General features: G+C 70.1%; 20 protein-coding genes. 5 read left to right on the top strand and 15 right to left on the bottom strand.

From position 1 onward, the window contains the following. Nucleotides 1–186: 186 nt before the first annotated feature. The 4 genes from OG844_RS38715 to OG844_RS38700 all read left to right on the top strand — a co-directional run bounded on the left by OG844_RS38715 (nt 187) and on the right by OG844_RS38700 (nt 4,011). On the top strand, nt 187–1,722 hold the full coding sequence (locus OG844_RS38715; RefSeq protein WP_406396030.1) for a molybdopterin-dependent oxidoreductase: 1,536 nt from the start codon (nt 187–189) through the stop codon (nt 1,720–1,722). Between the two features lie 75 nt (nt 1,723–1,797). Then, nucleotides 1,798–2,442, top strand: coding sequence for a fasciclin domain-containing protein (locus OG844_RS38710; RefSeq protein ID WP_406388820.1), 645 nt, complete (start codon nt 1,798–1,800; stop codon nt 2,440–2,442). A 28-nt stretch (nt 2,443–2,470) separates the two neighbouring features. Continuing rightward, entirely contained in the window at nt 2,471–3,481 is a 1,011-nt protein-coding gene (locus tag OG844_RS38705) for an ADP-ribosylglycohydrolase family protein (RefSeq protein WP_406395907.1), read from the top strand. 89 nt (nt 3,482–3,570) lie between these two features. Next, nucleotides 3,571–4,011 (top strand): SPW repeat protein, encoded by a 441-nt coding sequence (locus OG844_RS38700; RefSeq protein ID WP_406388821.1) that lies wholly within the window; start codon nt 3,571–3,573, stop codon nt 4,009–4,011. Between the two features lie 144 nt (nt 4,012–4,155). Here the strand turns inward: OG844_RS38700 and OG844_RS38695 are convergent, their stop codons facing one another. The 12 genes from OG844_RS38695 to OG844_RS38640 form a co-directional block, all read right to left on the bottom strand. After that, a complete protein-coding gene (locus tag OG844_RS38695) occupies nt 4,156–6,984 on the bottom strand; it encodes a DEAD/DEAH box helicase (RefSeq protein WP_385610547.1) in 2,829 nt (942 codons plus the stop codon). A gap of 50 nt (nt 6,985–7,034) precedes the next feature. After that, the gene (locus tag OG844_RS38690) at nt 7,035–7,925 is read right to left on the bottom strand and encodes a diacylglycerol kinase (RefSeq protein WP_406388823.1); all 891 of its coding nucleotides are present in this window, start codon (nt 7,923–7,925) and stop codon (nt 7,035–7,037) included. A 42-nt stretch (nt 7,926–7,967) separates the two neighbouring features. Continuing rightward, nucleotides 7,968–8,933, bottom strand: a complete 966-nt coding sequence (tatC, locus tag OG844_RS38685) for a twin-arginine translocase subunit TatC (protein WP_406388825.1) — start codon at nt 8,931–8,933, stop codon at nt 7,968–7,970. Nucleotides 8,934–8,982: 49 nt separating this feature from the next. Next, nucleotides 8,983–9,279 carry a Sec-independent protein translocase subunit TatA gene (tatA, locus tag OG844_RS38680; RefSeq protein ID WP_406388826.1) on the bottom strand — a complete coding sequence of 99 codons (297 nt, stop codon included), beginning with the start codon at nt 9,277–9,279 and terminating at the stop codon, nt 8,983–8,985. A 218-nt stretch (nt 9,280–9,497) separates the two neighbouring features. Beyond that, a complete protein-coding gene (locus OG844_RS38675) occupies nt 9,498–9,695 on the bottom strand; it encodes a hypothetical protein (protein ID WP_384603641.1) in 198 nt (65 codons plus the stop codon). A gap of 38 nt (nt 9,696–9,733) precedes the next feature. Continuing rightward, a complete protein-coding gene (locus OG844_RS38670; RefSeq protein WP_383184435.1) occupies nt 9,734–10,009 on the bottom strand; it encodes a hypothetical protein in 276 nt (91 codons plus the stop codon). 37 nt (nt 10,010–10,046) lie between these two features. Continuing rightward, complete coding sequence (locus tag OG844_RS38665) at nt 10,047–11,003, bottom strand: WYL domain-containing protein (protein ID WP_329212791.1); 957 nt, start codon at nt 11,001–11,003, stop codon at nt 10,047–10,049. A 14-nt stretch (nt 11,004–11,017) separates the two neighbouring features. Next, entirely contained in the window at nt 11,018–11,971 is a 954-nt protein-coding gene (locus OG844_RS38660; RefSeq protein ID WP_406388828.1) for a helix-turn-helix transcriptional regulator, read from the bottom strand. A 114-nt stretch (nt 11,972–12,085) separates the two neighbouring features. Next, entirely contained in the window at nt 12,086–12,460 is a 375-nt protein-coding gene (locus OG844_RS38655) for an FKBP-type peptidyl-prolyl cis-trans isomerase (protein WP_406388829.1), read from the bottom strand. A gap of 43 nt (nt 12,461–12,503) precedes the next feature. Next, on the bottom strand, nt 12,504–13,436 hold the full coding sequence (locus OG844_RS38650) for an FKBP-type peptidyl-prolyl cis-trans isomerase (RefSeq protein WP_406388831.1): 933 nt from the start codon (nt 13,434–13,436) through the stop codon (nt 12,504–12,506). A gap of 122 nt (nt 13,437–13,558) precedes the next feature. Then, complete coding sequence (gene pafA, locus OG844_RS38645) at nt 13,559–14,920, bottom strand: Pup--protein ligase (protein WP_406388833.1); 1,362 nt, start codon at nt 14,918–14,920, stop codon at nt 13,559–13,561. A gap of 9 nt (nt 14,921–14,929) precedes the next feature. Next, nucleotides 14,930–16,189: an MFS transporter gene (locus OG844_RS38640; protein WP_406388835.1), complete on the bottom strand. Its 1,260-nt coding sequence runs from the start codon at nt 16,187–16,189 to the stop codon at nt 14,930–14,932. 132 nt (nt 16,190–16,321) lie between these two features. Here OG844_RS38640 and OG844_RS38635 point away from each other — a divergent pair, with 132 nt between their 5' ends. Next, nucleotides 16,322–17,362, top strand: coding sequence for a LacI family DNA-binding transcriptional regulator (locus tag OG844_RS38635; RefSeq protein WP_406388837.1), 1,041 nt, complete (start codon nt 16,322–16,324; stop codon nt 17,360–17,362). A gap of 62 nt (nt 17,363–17,424) precedes the next feature. On the opposite strand, the gene prcA is transcribed toward OG844_RS38635, so the two are convergent. The 3 genes from prcA to OG844_RS38620 are packed head-to-tail and all read right to left on the bottom strand — an operon-like array spanning nt 17,425 to nt 19,614. Then, entirely contained in the window at nt 17,425–18,249 is an 825-nt protein-coding gene (gene prcA, locus OG844_RS38630; protein ID WP_406388839.1) for a proteasome subunit alpha, read from the bottom strand. Nucleotides 18,250–18,304: 55 nt separating this feature from the next. Beyond that, nucleotides 18,305–19,150 carry a proteasome subunit beta gene (gene prcB, locus OG844_RS38625; protein ID WP_385610522.1) on the bottom strand — a complete coding sequence of 282 codons (846 nt, stop codon included), beginning with the start codon at nt 19,148–19,150 and terminating at the stop codon, nt 18,305–18,307. After that, nucleotides 19,102–19,614 carry an endonuclease VII domain-containing protein gene (locus OG844_RS38620; RefSeq protein WP_406396369.1) on the bottom strand — a complete coding sequence of 171 codons (513 nt, stop codon included), beginning with the start codon at nt 19,612–19,614 and terminating at the stop codon, nt 19,102–19,104. Before OG844_RS38620 ends, prcB begins: the two co-directional genes overlap by 49 nt. Between the last annotated feature and the right edge of the window lie 12 nt (nt 19,615–19,626).

The raw sequence follows: 19,626 nt of genomic DNA, 5'->3' as shown, positions 1-19,626 counted from the left end.
GGTGCAGGTGGGCCCGCGGATTGGCCGCTGTGCGGACTTCCTTCGATCGGGTGAACGACCAATCCGCGTGGTCCCCGGTGCCGAACTCCTGGTGTGAGCACAGACCGATACGTTTCGCAGAGTCACGGGGCCCCGGGGTCCCGGGGATCCCGCTGGGCACGCGCCGCGTTCGCCGCGCTCAGCGGTCTGATCGCCGGGTTCACGGCCCTGTGCGTGGCCGAACTCGTCGCGGCTGCCGTACGTCCGGAGGCGGGGCCGGTCACGGCGGTGGGCGGGGCGGTCATCGACCGGACTCCCCCGGCCGTCAAGGACTTCGCCGTACGGAACTTCGGCACCGACGACAAGCTGGTGCTGCAGCTCGGGATCCTCGTACTCCTGGCGCTCTTCGCCATGGCGGTCGGGGTCCTCGCGCTGCGGCACCGGCGGAGCGGCGCCGCGGCCGTACTGGTCTTCGGTGTGGTCGGCGCGGTCGCGGCAGCCGGGCGGCCGGAGGGCCGCCCGGCCGACGCGCTGCCGTCGGTCGTGGGCGCCTTGGTGGCCGCGGGGGTCCTGTACCTCCTGGCCGGACGGCTCACACCGGCAACCGGCCCGTCTCCCGCGGCTGAGGAGACGGACGGCGGGGCGCAGGGTGCCTTCGACCGCCGCGGATTCGTGATCGCGGCGACCGCTGCCGCGGCGGCCTCGGCCGGTGCGGGGCTCCTGGGCCGTCGGTTCCAGGTGTCCGAACTGGCCGGGGTCTCCGCCTCACGCGGCGAGATCGCACTCCCGGCACCCGCCTCACCGGCTCCCGCCGTACCCGGGGGCGCCGATCTGGGGATCCGTGGGCTGAGTTCCTTCGTGACGCCGAACAAGGATTTCTACCGGGTGGACACCGCCCTGGTGGTCCCGCGCGTCGACGCCGACCGGTGGCGGCTGCGGATCCACGGCAGAGGGGTGGCGCAACCCGTCACTCTCCGCTTCCAGGACCTCCTGCGGCGCGAACTCGTCGAGCGGGACATCACGCTGACCTGTGTGTCCAACCAGGTGGGCGGCCCGTACGTGGGCACCGCCCGGTGGATCGGCGTACGACTGGCCGACCTGCTGGGCGAGGCCGGGGTGAAGCCCCCGTCGGAGGGCGGGCCCGCGGACCAGATCGTGGCGCGTTCCGTCGACGGGATGACGATCGGCACCCCGGTCGAGGCGGCCATGGACGGCCGCGACGCACTGCTCGCGGTCGGTATGAACGGCGAACCGCTGCCGTTCGACCACGGCTTCCCCGTCCGGATGGTCGTTCCCGGTCTGTACGGCTACGTCTCGGCCTGCAAGTGGATCCGGGACATCGAACTCACGACGTTCGACGCGTACGACGCGTACTGGGTCGAGCGCGACTGGTCGCGCGAGGCTCCGATCAAGACCCAGTCACGCATCGACACGCCCCGCCCCTTCGCCTCCCCGCGCGCGGGGACCGTGCCCGTCGCCGGCGTCGCATGGGCCCAGCACCGGGGCATCGCCCGGGTGGAGGTCCGGGTGGACGGCGGCGCGTGGCACACGGCACGGCTGGCCGCCGAGGCCGGTCGTGACACCTGGCGCCAATGGGTGTGGGAGTGGCCGGCCACGACCGGCCACCACACCCTCGAGGTCCGCGCGACGGACCGTAGCGGCGTCACCCAGACCGACGAGCGGGTCGGCACCGTGCCCGACGGTGCGACCGGCCGGCACTCGGTGGTGGTCGACGTGTCCTGACCGCCCGGCCTTTCCACCCGTTCCCCTTCCTGTCCCCTCCGCTTTGTTGATCAACACACCTCACAGGAGAACACCATGAACAACCGTCACCTTCGCCGCGTCGCCGTCGCCGTCTCCGCCGCCGCCCTGCTGCCGCTGGCGATGACCGCCTGCTCCGGCGACTCCGACACCGCGGCGTCCGGCTCCGACTCCGGCGCGGACAAGGCCGCGTCGAGCGCTCCGGCCAAGGAGACCCGGCCCATGGACGAGCCGTTCGGCCCGGCCTGTGCGACGGTCCCGAAGGACGGCGCGGGCTCCTTCGCGGGGATGGCGCAGGACCCGGTCGCCACGGCGGCGTCGAGCAACCCGGCGCTGTCCACCCTGGTCACGGCCGTCAAGCAGGCCGGCCTCGTCGACACCCTGAACAGCGCCGAGAACATCACGGTGTTCGCCCCGACCAACGACGCCTTCGCCAAGATCCCGAAGGCCGACCTGGACAAGCTGCTCGCCGACAAGGCCGCGCTCACCAAGGTGCTCACCTCGCACGTCGTGGGCGAGAAGCTGGCGCCCTCGCAGCTGGACAAGGGCTCCTTCGACACCCTGGCCAAGACGCAGCTGACGACGTCCGGTTCGGACATGACGTACACCGTGAACGACTCCTCGAAGGTCGTCTGCGGCAACGTCCCGACCGCCAACGCCACGGTCTACATCATCGACACCGTCCTGATGCCGGCCGCCTGACGTTCTCTTCCGCTCGTGCGCTGACCGTATGAGCAGAACGGGCCCCGAGGGCCGCACTCCTGGAACGGGCGAACCGGGGAAGGCGGCCCGGAGGGACCGCGCCGCCGGTGCCGTGGTCGGCTCCGCGGCCGGCGACGCACTGGGCGCCCCCTTCGAGTTCGGGGCGCCCGGTGTGTTCGGCGCCCGCTTCCCGGACGGCGTGAGGACGCTGTGCGGGGGCGGGGGCTGGGATCCTGGCGAGGCCACGGACGACACGCAGATGGCCGTTCTGGTCGGCGAGTCGCTGCTGGAGAACGACGGTCTCGAACTCTCCGACATCTTCGACCCGTTCAGGCGCTGGGCGGCCGACGGACCCAAGGAACTCGGGCTGCAGACCGAGGACGTCCTGACGAGCGGGGACCCCTGGGACATGGCCGCCGCCCTGCATTTCCCGATCAACGCGCGTGCGGCGGGCAACGGTTCGCTGATGCGGGCGACCACCTCCGCCGTGTACTTCGCGCGGCAGGGGGGTGCGGCGACCATGGACGCCGCACGCCGCATCGCGGCCCTGACCCATGGCGACCGGGCCGCGTGGGAAGGCACCTCCGTCTTCCACGAGCTGGTGCGCGTCGCCCTGGACGGCGACGATCCCCTCGCCGCCGTTCCCGGCGCCCTCGCCGAGGTGCATGCCGACCACCGGGACCGCTGGGCGGCCGTGCTGGCACCGGACTGGCATCCGGACGACGCGACCGAGTTCAACGGTGCGGTGTGGCCCTGCCTCGGCACCGCGCTCCGGGCACTGCGCACCACCTCCGGCTTCGAGGGCGCGCTCGGCGCCGCGGTCGACGTGGGCGGGGACACCGACACGGTCGCGGCGGTCACCGGCGGACTGGCGGGAGCGGTGTACGGGCTCGGCGCCCTCCCGGAACGCTGGACGCGAACCCTGCACGTGCCGCTGCCGGGGTACGGGGACCGGGTGCTGCGGGCCGCGGACCTGGTGTCCCTGACCGAGCGGCTCGACGGAAACGCAGGAATCCGCCGCGAGAAAACCTACACATAAGAGACATATAAGGGCACACTGGCTGAAGAGACGATGACCGCGCCATCCGTACCGCGGTCGCCCTTCAAAGGTTCGAAGGAGACGATCTCATGAGTAACGTCTCGCACAGGAGTGACCTATCGGGCCATCCCGATGTCGATGAGATGCGGGAGCGCCACGACCGCGTGATGAGCGGCGGCGGCCGCGGTACCGCTCTCGCCGACGCGCCTGTGTTCCTCCTCGGTATCTACTGCGCCGTCTCGCCCTGGGTGCTGCACTTCACGGCGAGCCAGCCGGCCCTGGTGACACACAACCTCGTCATCGGTATCGCGATCGCCGTTCTGGCGCTGTGCTTCACCGCCATGCCGGAACGGATGACCGGCATGAGCATCGCCATCTGCGCCCTGGGCGCCTGGCTGATCGTGTCGCCCTGGATCGTGGGCTCGAGCCCCGATATGGGCGTCATCCTCAACAACGTGATCGTCGGAGGCCTGGCTGTGGTGCTGGGGGCGGTCTGCGCGGGCCTCGCGGTGATGAACAAGAAGACGTAGCGGAGAGGACCGCGAACGCAGGAAAGGACTGCGCACGCACAGAAGTGGCCACAGACACGAACACGCCTGCGGCCACTCTGCTGTCGTTCCTACCCGGCGGCATCACGCCGACGGGATCACCCGCCGGAATCACCCCGTCCGGGATCACCCCACGGAGCTGTACGCCACCACGCCCCGCAGGACCCCGTCGACGGCCTTGTGCGCGTTCTTCGCCACCGAACTCCCGTCCCTGGGTGCGGCGGCCGCGATCTGGCCGAGCACGTCGATGACCTGCTTGCACCAGCGCACGAAGTCGCCGGCCGGCATCTCCGCCTCCCGCAGCACCTCGTCCAGCGTCCGCCCCGAGGCCCACATGTAGACGGCCCAGGCGAAACCGAGGTCCGGTTCGCGCTGGCCGACCCCTTCCGTCTGGCTGATCTTGAAGTCCTCCTCCAGGGCGTCGAGCCTGCCCCAGATGCGGACCATCTCACCCATCGCCGTCTTCGCCGGACCGGACGGCAGCTTGGGCGCCACCGCGTCGTCCGCCTGGCGCGACTCGTAGACCAGGGCCGACACGCACGCGGCGAGCTCGGCGGGGTTCAGCCCCTCCCAGACGCCTTCGCGCAGGCACTCGCTCGCCAGCAGGTCCAGCTCGCCGTAGAGCCGTGCCAGCCGCCTGCCGTTGTCCGTGACCTCGCTGCCCCGCAGGTAGTCGAGCTCGGTGAGGAGGGCGACGATCCGGTCGAAGGTGCGGGCGATCGTGTTCGTCCGCCCCTCGATCCGGTGCTCCAGCTGCCGGGTGTCGCGCTGCAGCCGGTGGTACCGCTCCGCCCACCGGGCGTGGTCCTCACGCTCGTCGCACCCGTGGCACGGGTGCGCACGCAGCTCGGTACGCAGCCGGGCGATCTCCCTGTCGTCGGCCGCCGCGGCCCGCTCCTTGCGGTGGCGTCCCGGATCGATGTGCCCCGCCTTGCTGCGCAGCGCGGACGCCAGATCGCGGCGCGACTGCGGTGAGCGCGGGTTGAACGACTTGGGGACCCGCATCCGCTCCAGCGCCTCCACCGGCACCGGGAAGTCGATGTGGGCCAGCCGCTTGACCTGACGCTCGACGGTCAGCACCAGGGGACGCGGTCCGTCGTGGTACTCCAGCCCGCGGTGCCCGTTGGTGCGCCCTCCCGGCAGCCCCGGGTCCAGCACCAGAGCCAGTCCCGCGAACTTGCCGGTCGGCACATGGATGATGTCACCGGGCTTGAGCTTCTCCAGCGACGACGCGGCAGCGGCCCGCCGCTGCGCCGCACCCTGCTTGGCGAGGTCCGTCTCCCGGTCCTTGAGGTCGCGGCGCAGCCGCGCGTACTCCTCGAAGTCCCCGAGATGGCAGGTCATGCCCTCGCGGTAGCCCTCCAGGCCCTCTTCGTTGCGCTGGACCTGCCGGGAGATCCCGACCACCGAACGGTCCGCCTGGAACTGTGCGAAGGAGGTCTCCAGCAGCTCGCGCGACCGGTGCCGCCCGAACTGCTGCACGAGGTTCACGGCCATGTTGTACGAGGGCCGGAAGCTGGAACGCAGCGGATACGTGCGCGTACCCGCGAGTCCGGCGAGCGCGCCCGGGTCCATGCCCCGCTGCCACAGGACCACCGCATGGCCCTCGACGTCGATGCCCCGCCGCCCGGCCCGCCCGGTCAGCTGGGTGTACTCGCCGGGAGTGATGTCGGCGTGCTGCTCGCCGTTCCACTTGACGAGTTTCTCCAGCACGACGGAACGCGCCGGCATGTTGATGCCGAGCGCCAGTGTCTCCGTCGCGAAGACCGCCTTGACGAGGCCGCGGACGAAGAGCTCCTCGACGACCTCCTTGAAGGTCGGCAGCATGCCGGCGTGGTGCGCGGCGATGCCCCGCTCCAGGCCTTCGAGCCACTCGTAGTACCCGAGGACATGCAGATCCTCGGGTGGGATGGACGCGGTGCGCTCCTCGACGATCTCCCGCACCAGACGGCGCTTGTCCTCGTCGTTGAGCCGCAGCCCCGCCTGCAGGCACTGCTGGACGGCCCCCTCGCAGCCTGCCCGGCTGAAGATGAACGTGATGGCGGGCAGCAGGCCCTCGGCGTCGAGCCGGTCGATGACCTCGGGCCTGGCCGGGGTCCAGATCCGGCTGCGCTGACGCCGCTCGCGCTCGCGGTCGGCCTCGCGCACCATCTTGCCCCGGCGGCGCTCACGCGGGTTGTACCCGCGCTGGTTCTCCATGCGGGCGAGCCTGACGAGGTCGGGGTTGACCTCGCGCCGGCCGGTGCCCCGGCCGCCGTGGTCGGTCTCCTCCTCGAAGAGGTCGTACATCCGCCGTCCGGCCATGACGTGCTGCCACAGCGGAACCGGCCGGTGCTCGGAGACGATCACCTGGGTGTCGCCCCGGACGGTGTCCAGCCAGTCGCCGAACTCCTCGGCGTTGGACACGGTCGCCGACAGCGACACCAGAGTCACCGACTCCGGCAGGTGGATGATCACTTCCTCCCACACGGCACCGCGGAAGCGGTCGGAGAGGTAGTGCACCTCGTCCATCACCACATAGCCGAGGCCGGTGAGCGACTGGGAGCCCGCGTACAGCATGTTGCGCAGCACCTCGGTGGTCATGACGACCACGGGTGCGTCCGCGTTGACGCTGTTGTCCCCGGTGAGCAGTCCGACCTTGTCCGCGCCGTAGCGCCTGACCAGGTCGGTGAACTTCTGGTTGGACAGCGCCTTGATCGGCGTCGTGTAGAAGCACTTGCGGCCCTGCTCCAGGGCCAGGTGTACGGCGAATTCGCCGACGATCGTCTTGCCCGACCCCGTGGGGGCCGCGACCAGCACCCCCTTGCCCGCCTCCAGGGCCTGGCAGGCCTCGATCTGGAACGGGTCCAGTCCGAACTCGTACATCTCGCGGAAGGGCCCGAGGGCGGTGGCCTGCTCGGCCGCACGGACCCGGGAAGCCTGGTATCGCTCAGCTGGTGAGAGGTCCTCTGTCATCTTGATACGAGCCTACCCGCCAGGTATGACAGTCAGCCCGATCTTTAAATTCACGGTGAGAGGACCCGGACGGCACCGGGTACACAGGTCGCCGTGAGGGGCAGCGCCCCCAGCGGCTCGCCGTCGGCGTACGCGGTGACGCCCGCGGCGGCCAGCTCGATCGAGGCGACCCGGTGCACGGTGACGTCGGGGTGGCCGAGATGCGTCCCCTTGTACACCTTCGGGAACACCTTGAGCAGGGTGGACCGGCTGCAGTCTCCGACCACGGTGACGTCGAAGAGCCCGTCGTCCATGACCGCGTCCGCGCAGATCCGCATGCCACCGCCGTACGTGGACCCGTTGCCGACGGCGATCAGCGTCGCCTCGATCTCGCGCACCGGACCTCCGTCCAGCCGGATCCGGTACGGAATCGGCCGGAAGGCCGCCAGTTCGGCGAGGATCGCCAGGTCGTACTTGAACCGTCCGCCGACCCAGCGCATCCGGTTCCCGCGGTCGTTGACCCGCGAGTCGAACCCGGAGGCGAGCACGGAACCGAACCAGCGCTCGCCGACCCGGCCCAGGTCGATCTCGCGCTCCGTCCCCGCCTTGAGCGCCGCCGCGGCCAGCCGTCCCGCCGCGGCGGGGTCACGGATCGGCAGCCCGAGCGCGCGGGCGAAGTCGTTGCCGGTGCCGACCGCGACGACGCCCAGCGGTGTCCCGGTCCCGGCGACGGCCTGCAGGGCGAGGGACATCATGCCGTCCCCGCCCACGGCTATCAGTGCGCCGGTCCCGGCGGCCACGGCCTCGCGGGCGCGCCGCAGGGCGTCAACGGCGTCCTCGCCGAGCACGGTCCGCACGGAGAATCCGGCGTCCCGCAACGCGGAAGCGGCCGGCTGCGCGGCACGCGCGCCCCGGCCGCGTCCTGCGGTGGGATTGACGAAGAGGGTGATCTCGCTGGTCACTGGGGTCCCCTTGGACGGAGTCTGGGGGAGGACCCTACAAGATCAGGTGATGTCGTCGTAACCGTTGAGGCGGTGAGATCGGGCACCGTCGGAGTCACCACTGGCCTGCTCGGGCAGGGCTGCCCGTGAGGCGGAGACGCCCTCGACCGCGCCGACGCCCTCGGGTGTGAGGTCGAGCTGCGATGCCTCGTCGTCGTCGAGGTCGGCGTCGGGGTTGCGGCGCCGCCTGCGCTTGTCGTTGAGGAGGGAGAAACCGACCGCGATGAAGTAGAGCACCGCGAGCGGGCCCGCCAGCAGGAGCATCGAGATGGGCTCGCCGCCCGGCGTCGCGATGGCCGCGAACGCGGTGAGTCCGACGAGCATCCCGCGCCACCAGCGCAGCATGCGGGCTCCGGACAGGACCCCCGTCATGTTGAGCAGGATGAGCAGCAGGGGCAGCTCGAAGGCCAGCCCGAAGACGAGCACCATCCGCGTGATCAGGTCGAGGAAGTCGTCGAGGGGCAGCAGGTTCTTCACGTTGTCCGGCGTGAAGCCGAGCATGATCTCCGCGGTCTGCGGAAGGATCGTGTACGCGAGGTAGGCGCCGGCGAGGAAGAGCGGAACCCCGGCAGCCACGAAGGCCATCGAGTAGCGCTTCTCCTGCTTGTGCAGGCCCGGGGCCACGAACGCCCACAGCTGGTACAGCCAGACCGGCGTGGCCATCAGAACGCCCGCCATCAGGGACACCTTCAGCGCGATGGTGAAGGGCGACAGCAGACCGTTGGTGGTCATCTCCGCACACGGCCGACCGTTGACCATGGTCACGGCGCCGTTCTTGCAGCCGACCGAGTCCAGGATCGGCTTCATCAGGAACTCGAAGATTTCCTTCTGGAAGAACGCTGCCGCGATCACGGCGACCACGATGGCAAGTACCGACTTCAGCAGTCGGTTGCGCAGCTCACGCAGGTGATCGAGGAGGGGCATCCGCCCCTCGTCGTCCTTCTCCTGCTTGCGGGCAGACTTGAGCAACCCACTTCCCTCGTCTCGTGCGGCAGCTGTCGGTGGAGCGCGTCAGCTGTCAGCTCTGGGTGGTGGGCTTGGCCTCGCTGACCGGGCGGGAGCTGGTGACGTCTCCCGGGGCGGCCTGGATCGTCTTGGCGGGGGCCGGCTGCGGGGTGGGGTCCGCGACGGTCTCCGTGGTGGGCGTCGCGGGTTCCGCGCCGTCCTTCTTCATGGCCTTGGCCTCGCTCTTGAGGATGCGGGCCGACTTGCCGAGCGAACGCGCCATGTCGGGAAGCTTCTTGGCACCGAAGAGCAGCAGAATGACAGCGATGATCAGGATGATCTCGAGGGGCTTCAGATTGCCGAGCGGCATGTGCGACTTCCTTCTCACTGAGGCGACTGGAGGGTGGACTCACTACCCGTTCGACCGGACGTACGTCCGACCTGCGCGCTGGCAGCGATCGTAACCCGCAGGGGTAAACGCGAGGCAATGCCCGTGCGTACTCCCGCTTGCGGCCCGCACCTCCCTAGCCTGGGCCGACTCCAGCAGCGTACCCCCCGAACCGGTGAATCCTTAAGGCCGCTCCCCTGCTATCGCAGGGCCTCACCGGTGTCCGCGAGACCGGTGGCCGCTCGTTCGAGATCCTCTGCCGCTCGATTGATCCGCTTCGTGGTGGCCGAAACCTGGCGGCCGAGCCGTTGCGCCTCGACGAAGACCTTGACGGCCAGGATTCCGAGCACGGCCAGGCCGAGGAATCCCAGAGCGATGGCGAGCATGGGCCAGAACATGGACGGAGCCTCGATGTCTTCTCGTTACTGCGGGGCGGTCACCGCAGGGCGGTGTGGAGGCGAAGGGTCCGCACTCCGCCGCCGGTGAGGAGTTCGATGATGCGCTCCCCGGCGGGCTTGCGGACGGCCGAGCCGCACTCGGGGCAGGTGAAGGAGTAGAAGGTCGTGCGACGGCTCGCGCCTATCGCGAGGCGCAGGGCACCTGCCGCCAGCTCGAATCTCTCGCGGCAGTCCGGGCAGGCCGCCCGGAACCGGACGGTGGCGGGCACCGGTACCGCTACCGGCCCGGTCTGCCTACTCGATATCGCAGTCATACGGCCTCTGTCTCCTCCGTGTTCCGGTAGCCGCCGCTCAGAGGGCACCGTCATAGGCGGCGAGCGCTTCCCGGGCCGCCGTCCGCGCACTCTGCGCGAGGTCCTCCGGCGCCGTGATGCGCCCTTCTCCGCCCAGCCTCAGGGCGAGTCTGCGCAGCGAGGCCGGGTCGGGGGTACGGAGTGTGATCCGCAGGCCCCCGTCGGGCAGTTCCTCCGCGCTGTCGTGCGGGTAGTACTCGGCGACCCACCGGCCCCCGGGTCCCACCTCGACGACGACCTCCGGGTCCTCGGCCGCCGGCTGCACCAGGCCCTCCGAAAGATCACGCAGTTCGAGCTCCGGCGGTGCGGCCGGGGCGTCGAGCAGCCGGATCTCGGCGACCCTGTCGAGCCGGAACGTACGCCGCGCCTCGGAGAGCCGGCACCAGCCCTCCATATAGGTGTGGCCGACGGCGAACAGGCGGATCGGGTCCACCTCGCGCTCGGTGAGCTCGTCGCGCGCGGGAGAGTAGTAGCGCAGCCAGAGGCGGCGGCGCTCGGAGATCGCCCGGTCGACCTCGGCGAAGACCCCGCCCTCGGACTCGAAGATCACCGAGAGCCGAGAACTGGCCGCCCCGACCTCTCCGGCCGCCGTCTCCAGTTTCGCGGTCGCGCGCACCAGCGCCTGCCGGTCGCTCTCACGCAGTCCGGGCAGCGTGGCCACCGCGCGGGCCGCGACGAGCAGCGCCGTGGCCTCGTCCGCGGCCAGCCGGAGCGGCTCCGCCACGTCGTCCGGGTTGTGCCACCAGATCCGGTCGCCGTCGGTGTCGATGTCGAGCAGGTCACCGCCGCGGAAGCTGGTCCCGCACATGGGGAGCACGTCGAGGTCGGAGATCAGCTCGTCCTCGGTGATCCCGAAGGCCCGGGCGACGTCCTGGACGTGGGCGCCGGGGCGCTCGCGCAGGTATGTCACCAGGGAGAGCATCCGCCTGGTCTGGTCGATCGCGTTCGTGGCCACGAGTACGGTTCCCCTCAGTCCTTGGCCACGGCGCGCAGCCGGTCCATCACATCGGCCCGCAGATCGGCGGGTTCCCTCACGACGACGTCGGGTCCGAACTCGACGAGCCAGGCGTCCAGTCCGTGTCCGTACGGAATCTCCAACTCGTCCCAGCCGTCACCGAGTTCCCGTACGGATATCGCGCGGGAGCGCAGCGGGTAGCCGGACCCGGCGCGCAGCCTGATCCGGGCGGTCCTGGTCGCGGTCTCCCCCGCCCAGCTCTCCACGGTCTCGCGCACGGTCACCACATCGGGCACCGAGGCCGTGAAGGCCCCGGCCCGGGAGCGGACCCGGCCGGCGATCCTGGACAGCCGGAAGACCCTCTCGGCGCCCCTGTCCCGGTCCCAGCCTGCCAGGTACCAGTGGCCGCGCCAGCACTCGAGCGTCCAGGGCTCCACCTGGCGCTGCTCGGGGCGGGCGGCGTTGGCCTTGCGGTAGTCGAAGGTGACGGGGCGGCGGTCCCTGCAGGCGAGCATCAGCGGCTCGAAGGCCGCCTCGTGGACCGGGATACGGGGTTCGAGGGCACTGTGCACCTCGTACGCGTCCTCGGCCTCCGGCATGCCGGCCGCCCGCAGCTTCTGCAGGGCGCCGCTGGCGGCCCCGGCCAGCCTTGCCTGCTGCCAGACCTTGGCGGCGAGCCCGAGGGCGGCGGCCTCCTCGGCGTCCAGCGTGATGGGGGGCAGCCGGTTGCTGTCGCGGCGCGCGAGGTAGCCGGTGTCGCCGTCCAGGTTCTCCACGGTCTCGATGACCAGACCGAGTTCGCGCAGATCATCCTTGTCGCGCTCGAACATCCGGTTGAAGGATTCGTCCGAGCCCGCTTCCATGTAGGCCTCGATGGACCCGCGGAGCTCACGTTTGCTGAGCGGGCGCCGGGTACCCAGCAGACACAGTGCCAGGTTCATCAGCCGTTCGGCCTTGGCAATCGCCATCGACGCCCTTTCTCTACGTGCTACGACCGTCGACCGTACCGCCCCGGGGTGTCCGGACCAAAGCGAGGGCCCGCGCCTTGCGGCGCGGGCCCTCGCTCCTGTAGTCCGGACGGATCAGACGCCGACCAGGTCACAGACGAAGATGAGCGTCTCGCCGGGCGCGATGGCGCCGCCACCCGCGCCGCGGTCGCCGTAGGCGAGGTTCGCGGGGATGGTCAGCTGACGACGGCCGCCGACCTTCATGCCCTGGACGCCCTGGTCCCAGCCGGCGATGACCTGACCGGCACCGAGCTGGAACTGCAGCGGGGTGCCGCGGTTCCACGAAGCGTCGAACTCCTCGCCGGTGGAGAACGCCACACCCACGTAGTGCACGGAGACGGTCTGGCCCGCCTGGGCCACCGCTCCGTCGCCCTCCCAGATGTCCTTGATCTCCAGGTCGGCCGGCGGCTCGCCACCCGGGAAGTCGATCTCGGGCTTCTCGATGCTCACTGAACTGCTCCTCTAAATGATGAACTGGGCAACCGGGACAGTCTTACATCTTTGTCAGGATGTCCATGGCCCATACGAGCGTCGAGTTGGCAGGAATGGTCTGCTGCGCCTCGTTGCCGAAAGCCTGGTCCGGCGGGATGACGAGCAGCACACGGCTGCCGACCTTCTTGCCGACCAACCCGTTCTTCAGACCCTTGACGGTGATCTGGGCCAGCGGGAAGGTCGCGGTCTTGCCCGTGTCGTAGGTGCTGTCGAACTTCTTGCCGCCCTTCCACAGGTAGGCCTCGTAGTTCACGACGAGGCTGTCGGTCTCCTTGATGACGTCCCCGTCGGACTCCAGGATGTAGTGGGAGACCAGCTTCTTGGGCGGGTTGCCCTTGGGGAACGTGACCTTCGGTGCCTTGCCGTCGGTGTTCGTGCCGACCTTCGGCAGGTCGATGTTGTCCTGGGCGACCGGGGTGCCCTCGGCGGACTTCGGAACCTGCGTCGCCTTCACCACGTCGACGACGAAGACGAGGGTGGAGTTGGGCTTGATGTCTCCCTGCCCCTGCTCCCCGTAGGCGAGGTCCGGCGGGATGACGAGCTGGACCCGGCTACCGACCTTCTGGCCGACCAGACCCTTGTCCCAGCCCTGGATGACCATGCCGGCACCGAGCGTCAGGTCGAACGGCTGGCCCTTGTCGAAGCTGTTGTCGAACGGCTTGGTGGAGTTCCACGCCTGCCCGAGGTAGTTGACCTGGATCGCGTCGCCGTTCTTGAGCTTCGCGCCGTCACCCTCACTGATGACTTCGGTCTTCAGCTCCTTGGGCGGATCGCCCTCACCCTTCGCCAGGGTGGGCTTCTCGCCGAATTTCGCTCCCGCGGTGATCGCGGGATTGCCTTCGGACGAGGCGGAGTCGGAGGCCTTGTCGTCGCCGCATGCCGCCGTGGACAGCAGCAGAAGGGGGACGACGAGAAGGCCGGCAAGTCGGCGCACTGGTTCCTCAGATCTCAGACGGCACGTGAATGGGTCCCCGACACTCTAGGCCGAGCGAAGGGCCCCGCACGAGGAACGTACGGGGCCCGGTCGCGTGCGGGGCGGGAGATCTCTCGTCCGGATCACATACCCGCGATCAGTTTCTCCACCCGCTCGTCGACGGAGCGGAACGGGTCCTTGCACAACACGGTGCGCTGTGCCTGGTCGTTGAGCTTGAGGTGCACCCAGTCGACGGTGAAGTCCCGCCGCTGCTCCTGGGCCCTGCGGATGAAGTCACCGCGCAGCCGTGCCCTGGTCGTCTGCGGGGGCACCGACTTGCCCTCGAAGATCTTCAGGTCGTTGCAGATACGGGCGGTCTGGCCCTTGCGCTCCAGGAGGTAGTAGAGCCCGCGCCGCCGATGGATGTCGTGGTAGGCGAGGTCTATCTGCGCGACCCTCGGGTTCGACATGGTCATGTTGTGCTTGGCCCGGTACCGCTCGATGAGCTTGTACTTCATGACCCAGTCGATCTCGGTGCCGATCCGGTCGAGGTCCTCGGCCTCGATGGCGTCCAGCGTGCGGCCCCACAGTTCGAGGACCTGGTCGACGGTGCCGGTGCGGATGCCGCGGCGTTCGACGAAGTCGACGGCCTTCTCGTAGTACTCCCGCTGGACCTCGATGGCCGATGCCTCCCGGCCGCTGGCCAGGCGCACCTTGCGCTGCCCGGTGATGTCGTGGCTGACCTCGCGGATGGCCCGGATCGGGTTCTCCAGGGTCAGGTCGCGCATCACCGTGCCCGCCTCGATCATGCGGAGCACCAGGTCGGTCGCGCCGACCTTGAGCAGCATGGTCGTCTCGGACATGTTGGAGTCACCGACGATGACGTGGAGGCGGCGGTACCGCTCGGCGTCGGCGTGCGGTTCGTCCCTGGTGTTGATGATCGGCCGGGAGCGTGTCGTGGCGGAACTGACGCCCTCCCAGATGTGCTCGGCACGCTGGCTGACGCAGTAGACCGCGCCACGCGGGGTCTGCAGCACCTTGCCCGCACCACAGATCAGCTGCCGGGTGACGAGGAACGGAATGAGGATGTCCGCGAGCCGGGAGAATTCTCCGTGCCGGGCCACGAGGTAGTTCTCGTGGCACCCGTAGGAGTTTCCCGCCGAGTCGGTGTTGTTCTTGAAGAGATAGACGTCGCCCGCGATTCCCTCCTCGTGCAGGCGGCGTTCGGCGTCGACGAGCAGGCCTTCGAGAATGCGTTCGCCTGCCTTGTCGTGCGTGACCAGTTCGGTCACGTCGTCGCATTCGGGTGTCGCGTATTCCGGATGCGATCCCACGTCGAGGTAGAGGCGGGCGCCGTTCCGCAGAAAGACATTGCTGCTGCGGCCCCATGACACAACACGGCGGAAGAGGTAGCGCGCCACTTCGTCAGGTGACAGTCGGCGCTGTCCCCTGAACGTGCACGTGACGCCGTACTCGTTCTCCAGCCCGAAAATGCGGCGGTCCATGACTGAACATTACGCCTTACGGCCTGAGCTGAAACCGGGTTCGGCAGCACCGTTTCGATCATTTTCCGATCCGGTCACAACAGCGGGCCTGCGCCCGGGAACTGCGAGGACCCTTCCGGTGGCCAGCAGAACCAGCAGCGCGGCCACTCCCCCGGCCCCCGCGACGGCGAAACCCGACGCCGTTCCGCCGAGCTCGACGGCCGGGCCCGCCACGGCCGTTCCGGCCGCGGCACCCACACCGAACGTCGTCACGAGCCAGGAGAACGCCTCCGTCACCGTGCCCCGCGGGGCGTGCCGGTCGACCACGATGAACGAGCAGGCGATGGCCGGCGCGAGGAAGACTCCCGCGAGCGCGGACAGCGCGGTCATGGCGGGCACCCCGGGGGTCAGCATCAGGGGCAGGTAGCACAGGGCCAGCAGCGCGACGATGACCCGCAGCCGCCGCTCGGGGGCTCCGGCCCACTGGCGCGCCCCGTAGGCCACGCCGCCGATCAGTGCGCCCAGTCCGAGCGCGGCCATCAGCCAGCCGTACACGGACTCCCGGCCGTGGTCGTCGGCGTACGCGACACCCGCCACCGTGATCGAGCCGAGGGCGAGCCCGACGAAGAAGAACGCCCCCAGCAGGGCCAGCAGCCCGCGCGAGCGCAGCGCGCCCAGCCAGTGCGCCTCGCGGGGAGCGGAGCGCCAGGTGCGGGACGGCTCGGACAGCACCACCCAGAGCGCGCCGAGGACACCCATGGCGTTGATGACCAGCAGCGCCGCGGCCGGTGACCAGAGCGACACCAGGACCGTCACGAGGAGCGGCCCCAGGGTGAACATCACTTCCTGGGCCACCGCGTCCATGGCGTACGCACGGTGGACCCGGTCCTCGCTGCCCAGCACCTTCGGCCACAGGGCCCGCAGGCCGCCCTCCAGCGGCGGTGTGAAGACTCCGGCCACGATCACGGCCGCGACGGCCTGCGGGAGCGAGCCGAGGCCCACCAGGGCCAGCGCGGCCATGCCCAGTGCGGAGAGCACGGCGGCGGGGAGCTGGACGCGTGGCTGGCCGTAGAGGTCCACGGCTCTGCCCAGAAGGGGCTGCCCCACGGCCGTGGCCAGACCGTACGCGGCGGCGAGGCCACCGGCCAGCGTGTAGCTGCCGCCCTCGGCCCGGGTGAACAGGACGATCGCGATGTGGGCGGTGCCGTTCGGCAGCCGCCCGACCAGGGTCCCCGCCAGCAGTCGGGCGGCATGCCGCGCCCGGAGGATGTCCAGATATCCCGCGGCCATGTCCGCCTCTCTCCCCCGGCGTGCTTCGCGCTCCACCGAAGTTTTACGTATAACGTCGAGGTTCATACGTACCATGTGCGCAGTCCGCGAGTCCATCCCACGGCAGCTGGCCGGTCCAGCACGGAGGCACGAGTGAGCAGCGCGCAGCAGCCCGCCCCACCCCGGCCCACCAGCCGCGACGTGGCCCGGGCCGCAGGCGTATCGCAGGCCACCGTCTCGCTCGTGCTCGGCGGCAAATGGCAGGGACGGGTGTCCGAGGCGACCGCCGGGCGCGTCCGCGACAGCGCCCGGGACCTCGGCTACCGGCCCAACCTCGCCGCTCGCAGCCTCCGGCTCGGCCGCACCCGCACCGCGCTCCTCGTGGTGCCCGCGCTCACCAACGAGTTCTTCGCCCGGGTCTACACGGGCGCCGCCGCCGTCGCGGCCGAGCACGACTTCGGCGTCGTGCTCTACCCCTCGCCCGATGGCACAGGACCGGCCAGGGACCCGTTCGCGTCGGCCCGCGCGGCACTCGACGGTGTCATCGCCTCCTCCATGGCCGCCGACGCCCTGGGTGCGCTCCGCGGGGCGGATCTGCCCCTGGTGATGCTCGACAGCGACCCCGACGAACACGGCGCGGCGGCACAGGTGAACCTCGACATCGCGGACGGCATGCGCCAGGTGGCGGAGCATCTGCTGGCCCTCGGCCACCGCCGCCTCGTCCATCTGGCCTCCGCCGTGGACACCTGGACCTTCGCGGAGCGGGCCCGCGCCCTGGCGGACGCCGTGCGGGACGTCCCCGGCGCCGCCGTCCGCCGGGTGACGTCCCCGCTGGACGTTCGGGCCGGGCGCGAGGCAACGGAGGCGGTCCTGGCCGCCCCCGGGCCGCTGCCGACGGCGATCGTCTGCGACGACGACATCCTGGCCGCCGGTGCCTGCAAGGCGGTACGCAGGCGCGGGCTACGGGTTCCCGGCGACATCTCCGTGACCGGCTTCGACGACCTCGCCCTCGCCACAGCGGTGGAACCGGAGCTCACCACGGTGCAGCTCCCGGCCGAACAGGTGGGCGAGCGCGGTATGGCGGCCCTGCTCGCCGTCCTGGACGGCCGGCCCGCGGAGCCGGGCAGCCTCCCCGTGCGCCTGGTGGTCCGCGGCTCCACAGCGGCGCCTCCCGCCGACGGCGGCCGGACATGACGGCGCCCCGGCAGCCGGTCGCGGCTGCCGGGGGCACCGGCACGGATACCTGCCCGAGCGGATTACTCCTGCGTGGACTCGCCGGTGCTGCCACCGGTGCTCTCGCCCGAGCTCTCGCCGGTCGTCCCGTCCGGGGCGTCGGGTTCCTCGGTGTCGGACGGGGCGTCCGTCGGGGTCGCTCCCGCACCGTCCGCGTCCAGCAGCCGCGTCAGCTGCCGGCCGACGATCCGCTTGAACTTGCGCTGCTGCGGCCTCGTACGGTCCAGGACCGCGACTTCGAGCCGCTCGGCGGGAATCTCCCGCTCGTTGCCGTTGGCCTCGCGCGACAGCGCCTGCACGGCCAGCTTGAGCGCCTCCGCGAGCGACATCCCGTCACGATGGCGCTGATCGAGGAAGGTGCTGATCTGCTCGGCGTTGCCGCCGACCGCGACCGAGCCGTGCTCGTCCACGATCGAACCGTCGTGCGGGAGCCGGTAGATCTGGTCGCCCTCCGGCCCGGCACCGACCTCGGCGACCACCAGCTCCACCTCGTACGGCTTCTCGGCGGCGCTGGAGAAGATGGTGCCCAGGGTCTGCGCGTAGACGTTGGCCAGCCCACGGGCCGTCACATCGTCACGGTCGTAGGTGTATCCGCGCAGATCCGCGTAGCGCACACCGCCGATCCGGAGGTTCTCGTACTCGTTGTACTTGCCGGCGGCGGCGAAGCCGATCCGGTCGTAGATCTCGCTGAACTTGTGCAGCGCACGGGACGGGTTCTCGCCGACGAACACAATGCCGTCGGCGTACTGCAGCACAACCAGGCTGCGACCACGGGCGATGCCCTTCCGGGCGTATTCCGCCCGGTCGGCCATGGCCTGCTGGGGTGAGACATAGAACGGCGTCGACACCGGCTATCCGTCCCTTTCTGTCAGTGACGAGTGCATCGGAGAGGAATCGGGCCGGTCAGAGCAGCGCGGCACGCGGGCCGTCGGGCTGCTCGAGCCGGCGCTCCAGGATCGCGCGCGCGATCTCCGAGGATTCCGTGTCGTTCAGCCTGCGGAAGCCCTCGTCGGTGATGACGGTGACGATCGGATAGATCCGGCGGGCCACGTCGGGGCCACCGGTCGCCGAGTCGTCGTCTGCCGCGTCGTACAGCGCCTGCACGACCAGAGTGAGTGTCTGCTCCTCCGTCAGGTCCTCGCGGTACAGCTTCTTCATCGACCCGCGGGCGAAGATCGAGCCGGAGCCGGTGGCCGCGTACCCGTGTTCCTCGGAACGCCCGCCGGTGACGTCGTACGAGAAGATCCGGCCCTTCTCACGGTCGACGTCGTAGCCGGCGAACAACGGGACGACCGCCAGACCCTGCATGGCCATCGCCAGATTGCTGCGGATCATCGTGGACAGCCGGTTCGCCTTGCCCTCCAGGGAGAGTGTGGCGCCCTCGACCTTCTCGAAGTGCTCCAGTTCGAGCTGGAACAGCTTGACCATCTCCACGGCGAGACCGGCCGTGCCGGCGATCCCCACCGCCGAGTACTCGTCGGCCGGGAACACCTTCTCGATGTCCCGTTGCGCGATCATGTTCCCCATGGTCGCCCGCCGGTCACCGGCCAGCACCACACCGCCCGGGAACGAGGCCGCGACGATCGTCGTACCGTGCGGTGCCTCGATGGCTCCCTGCATCGGCGGCAGGCTGCGGTTGCCCGGAAGCATCGACGGCGACTGGTCGGACAGGAAGTCCATGAACGAGGACGATCCCGGCGTCAGGAAGGCAGCTGGTAGACGCCCGGTGCTACGAGTGTTGGCTTCCACGCGTTTCCCTCCACGTATGCGGCTGCACGCCTTATGGCATCCGGCCGGTCCTTGAGCTGCCCCAGGGCTGCGTTGCAGCTGAAGCACAGTACGCCACGGACCCTACCCGTCTCATGACAGTGATCCACATGCTCCGCCGAAGCAGTTAGACAGATGCAGCAAACGCCCTGCTGAGCGGCGATCAGCGCGTCCAACTCCGCTGGACCGAGCCCGTACTTGCGCTGGAAGTAACTGATCCGGTTTCGCTCGCCGCGGCATGGGCGACAGTAGCTCGACCAGCCGTCGGAAGACGATCTGTTGCGATCCCACTGATCGTGCGGTTTCACCTCGCCGCACTGCGGGCAACGCTTGTGCCCCCGAGGGACCGGGACCTTGACTCGAACGGTCCGGCCCCTGGCCTCCTGGCGCTGCCGGTAGTACTCAGCAGAGCACCCCCGGCAGTACGCCTGGAGGCCGTCCCGCATTGCCCTGTTACT

This window comes from Streptomyces sp. NBC_00887 (assembly GCF_045207585.1).
Note: the sequence above shows the minus strand (reverse complement) of the source record. Positions and strands in the feature narration are given on the sequence as shown.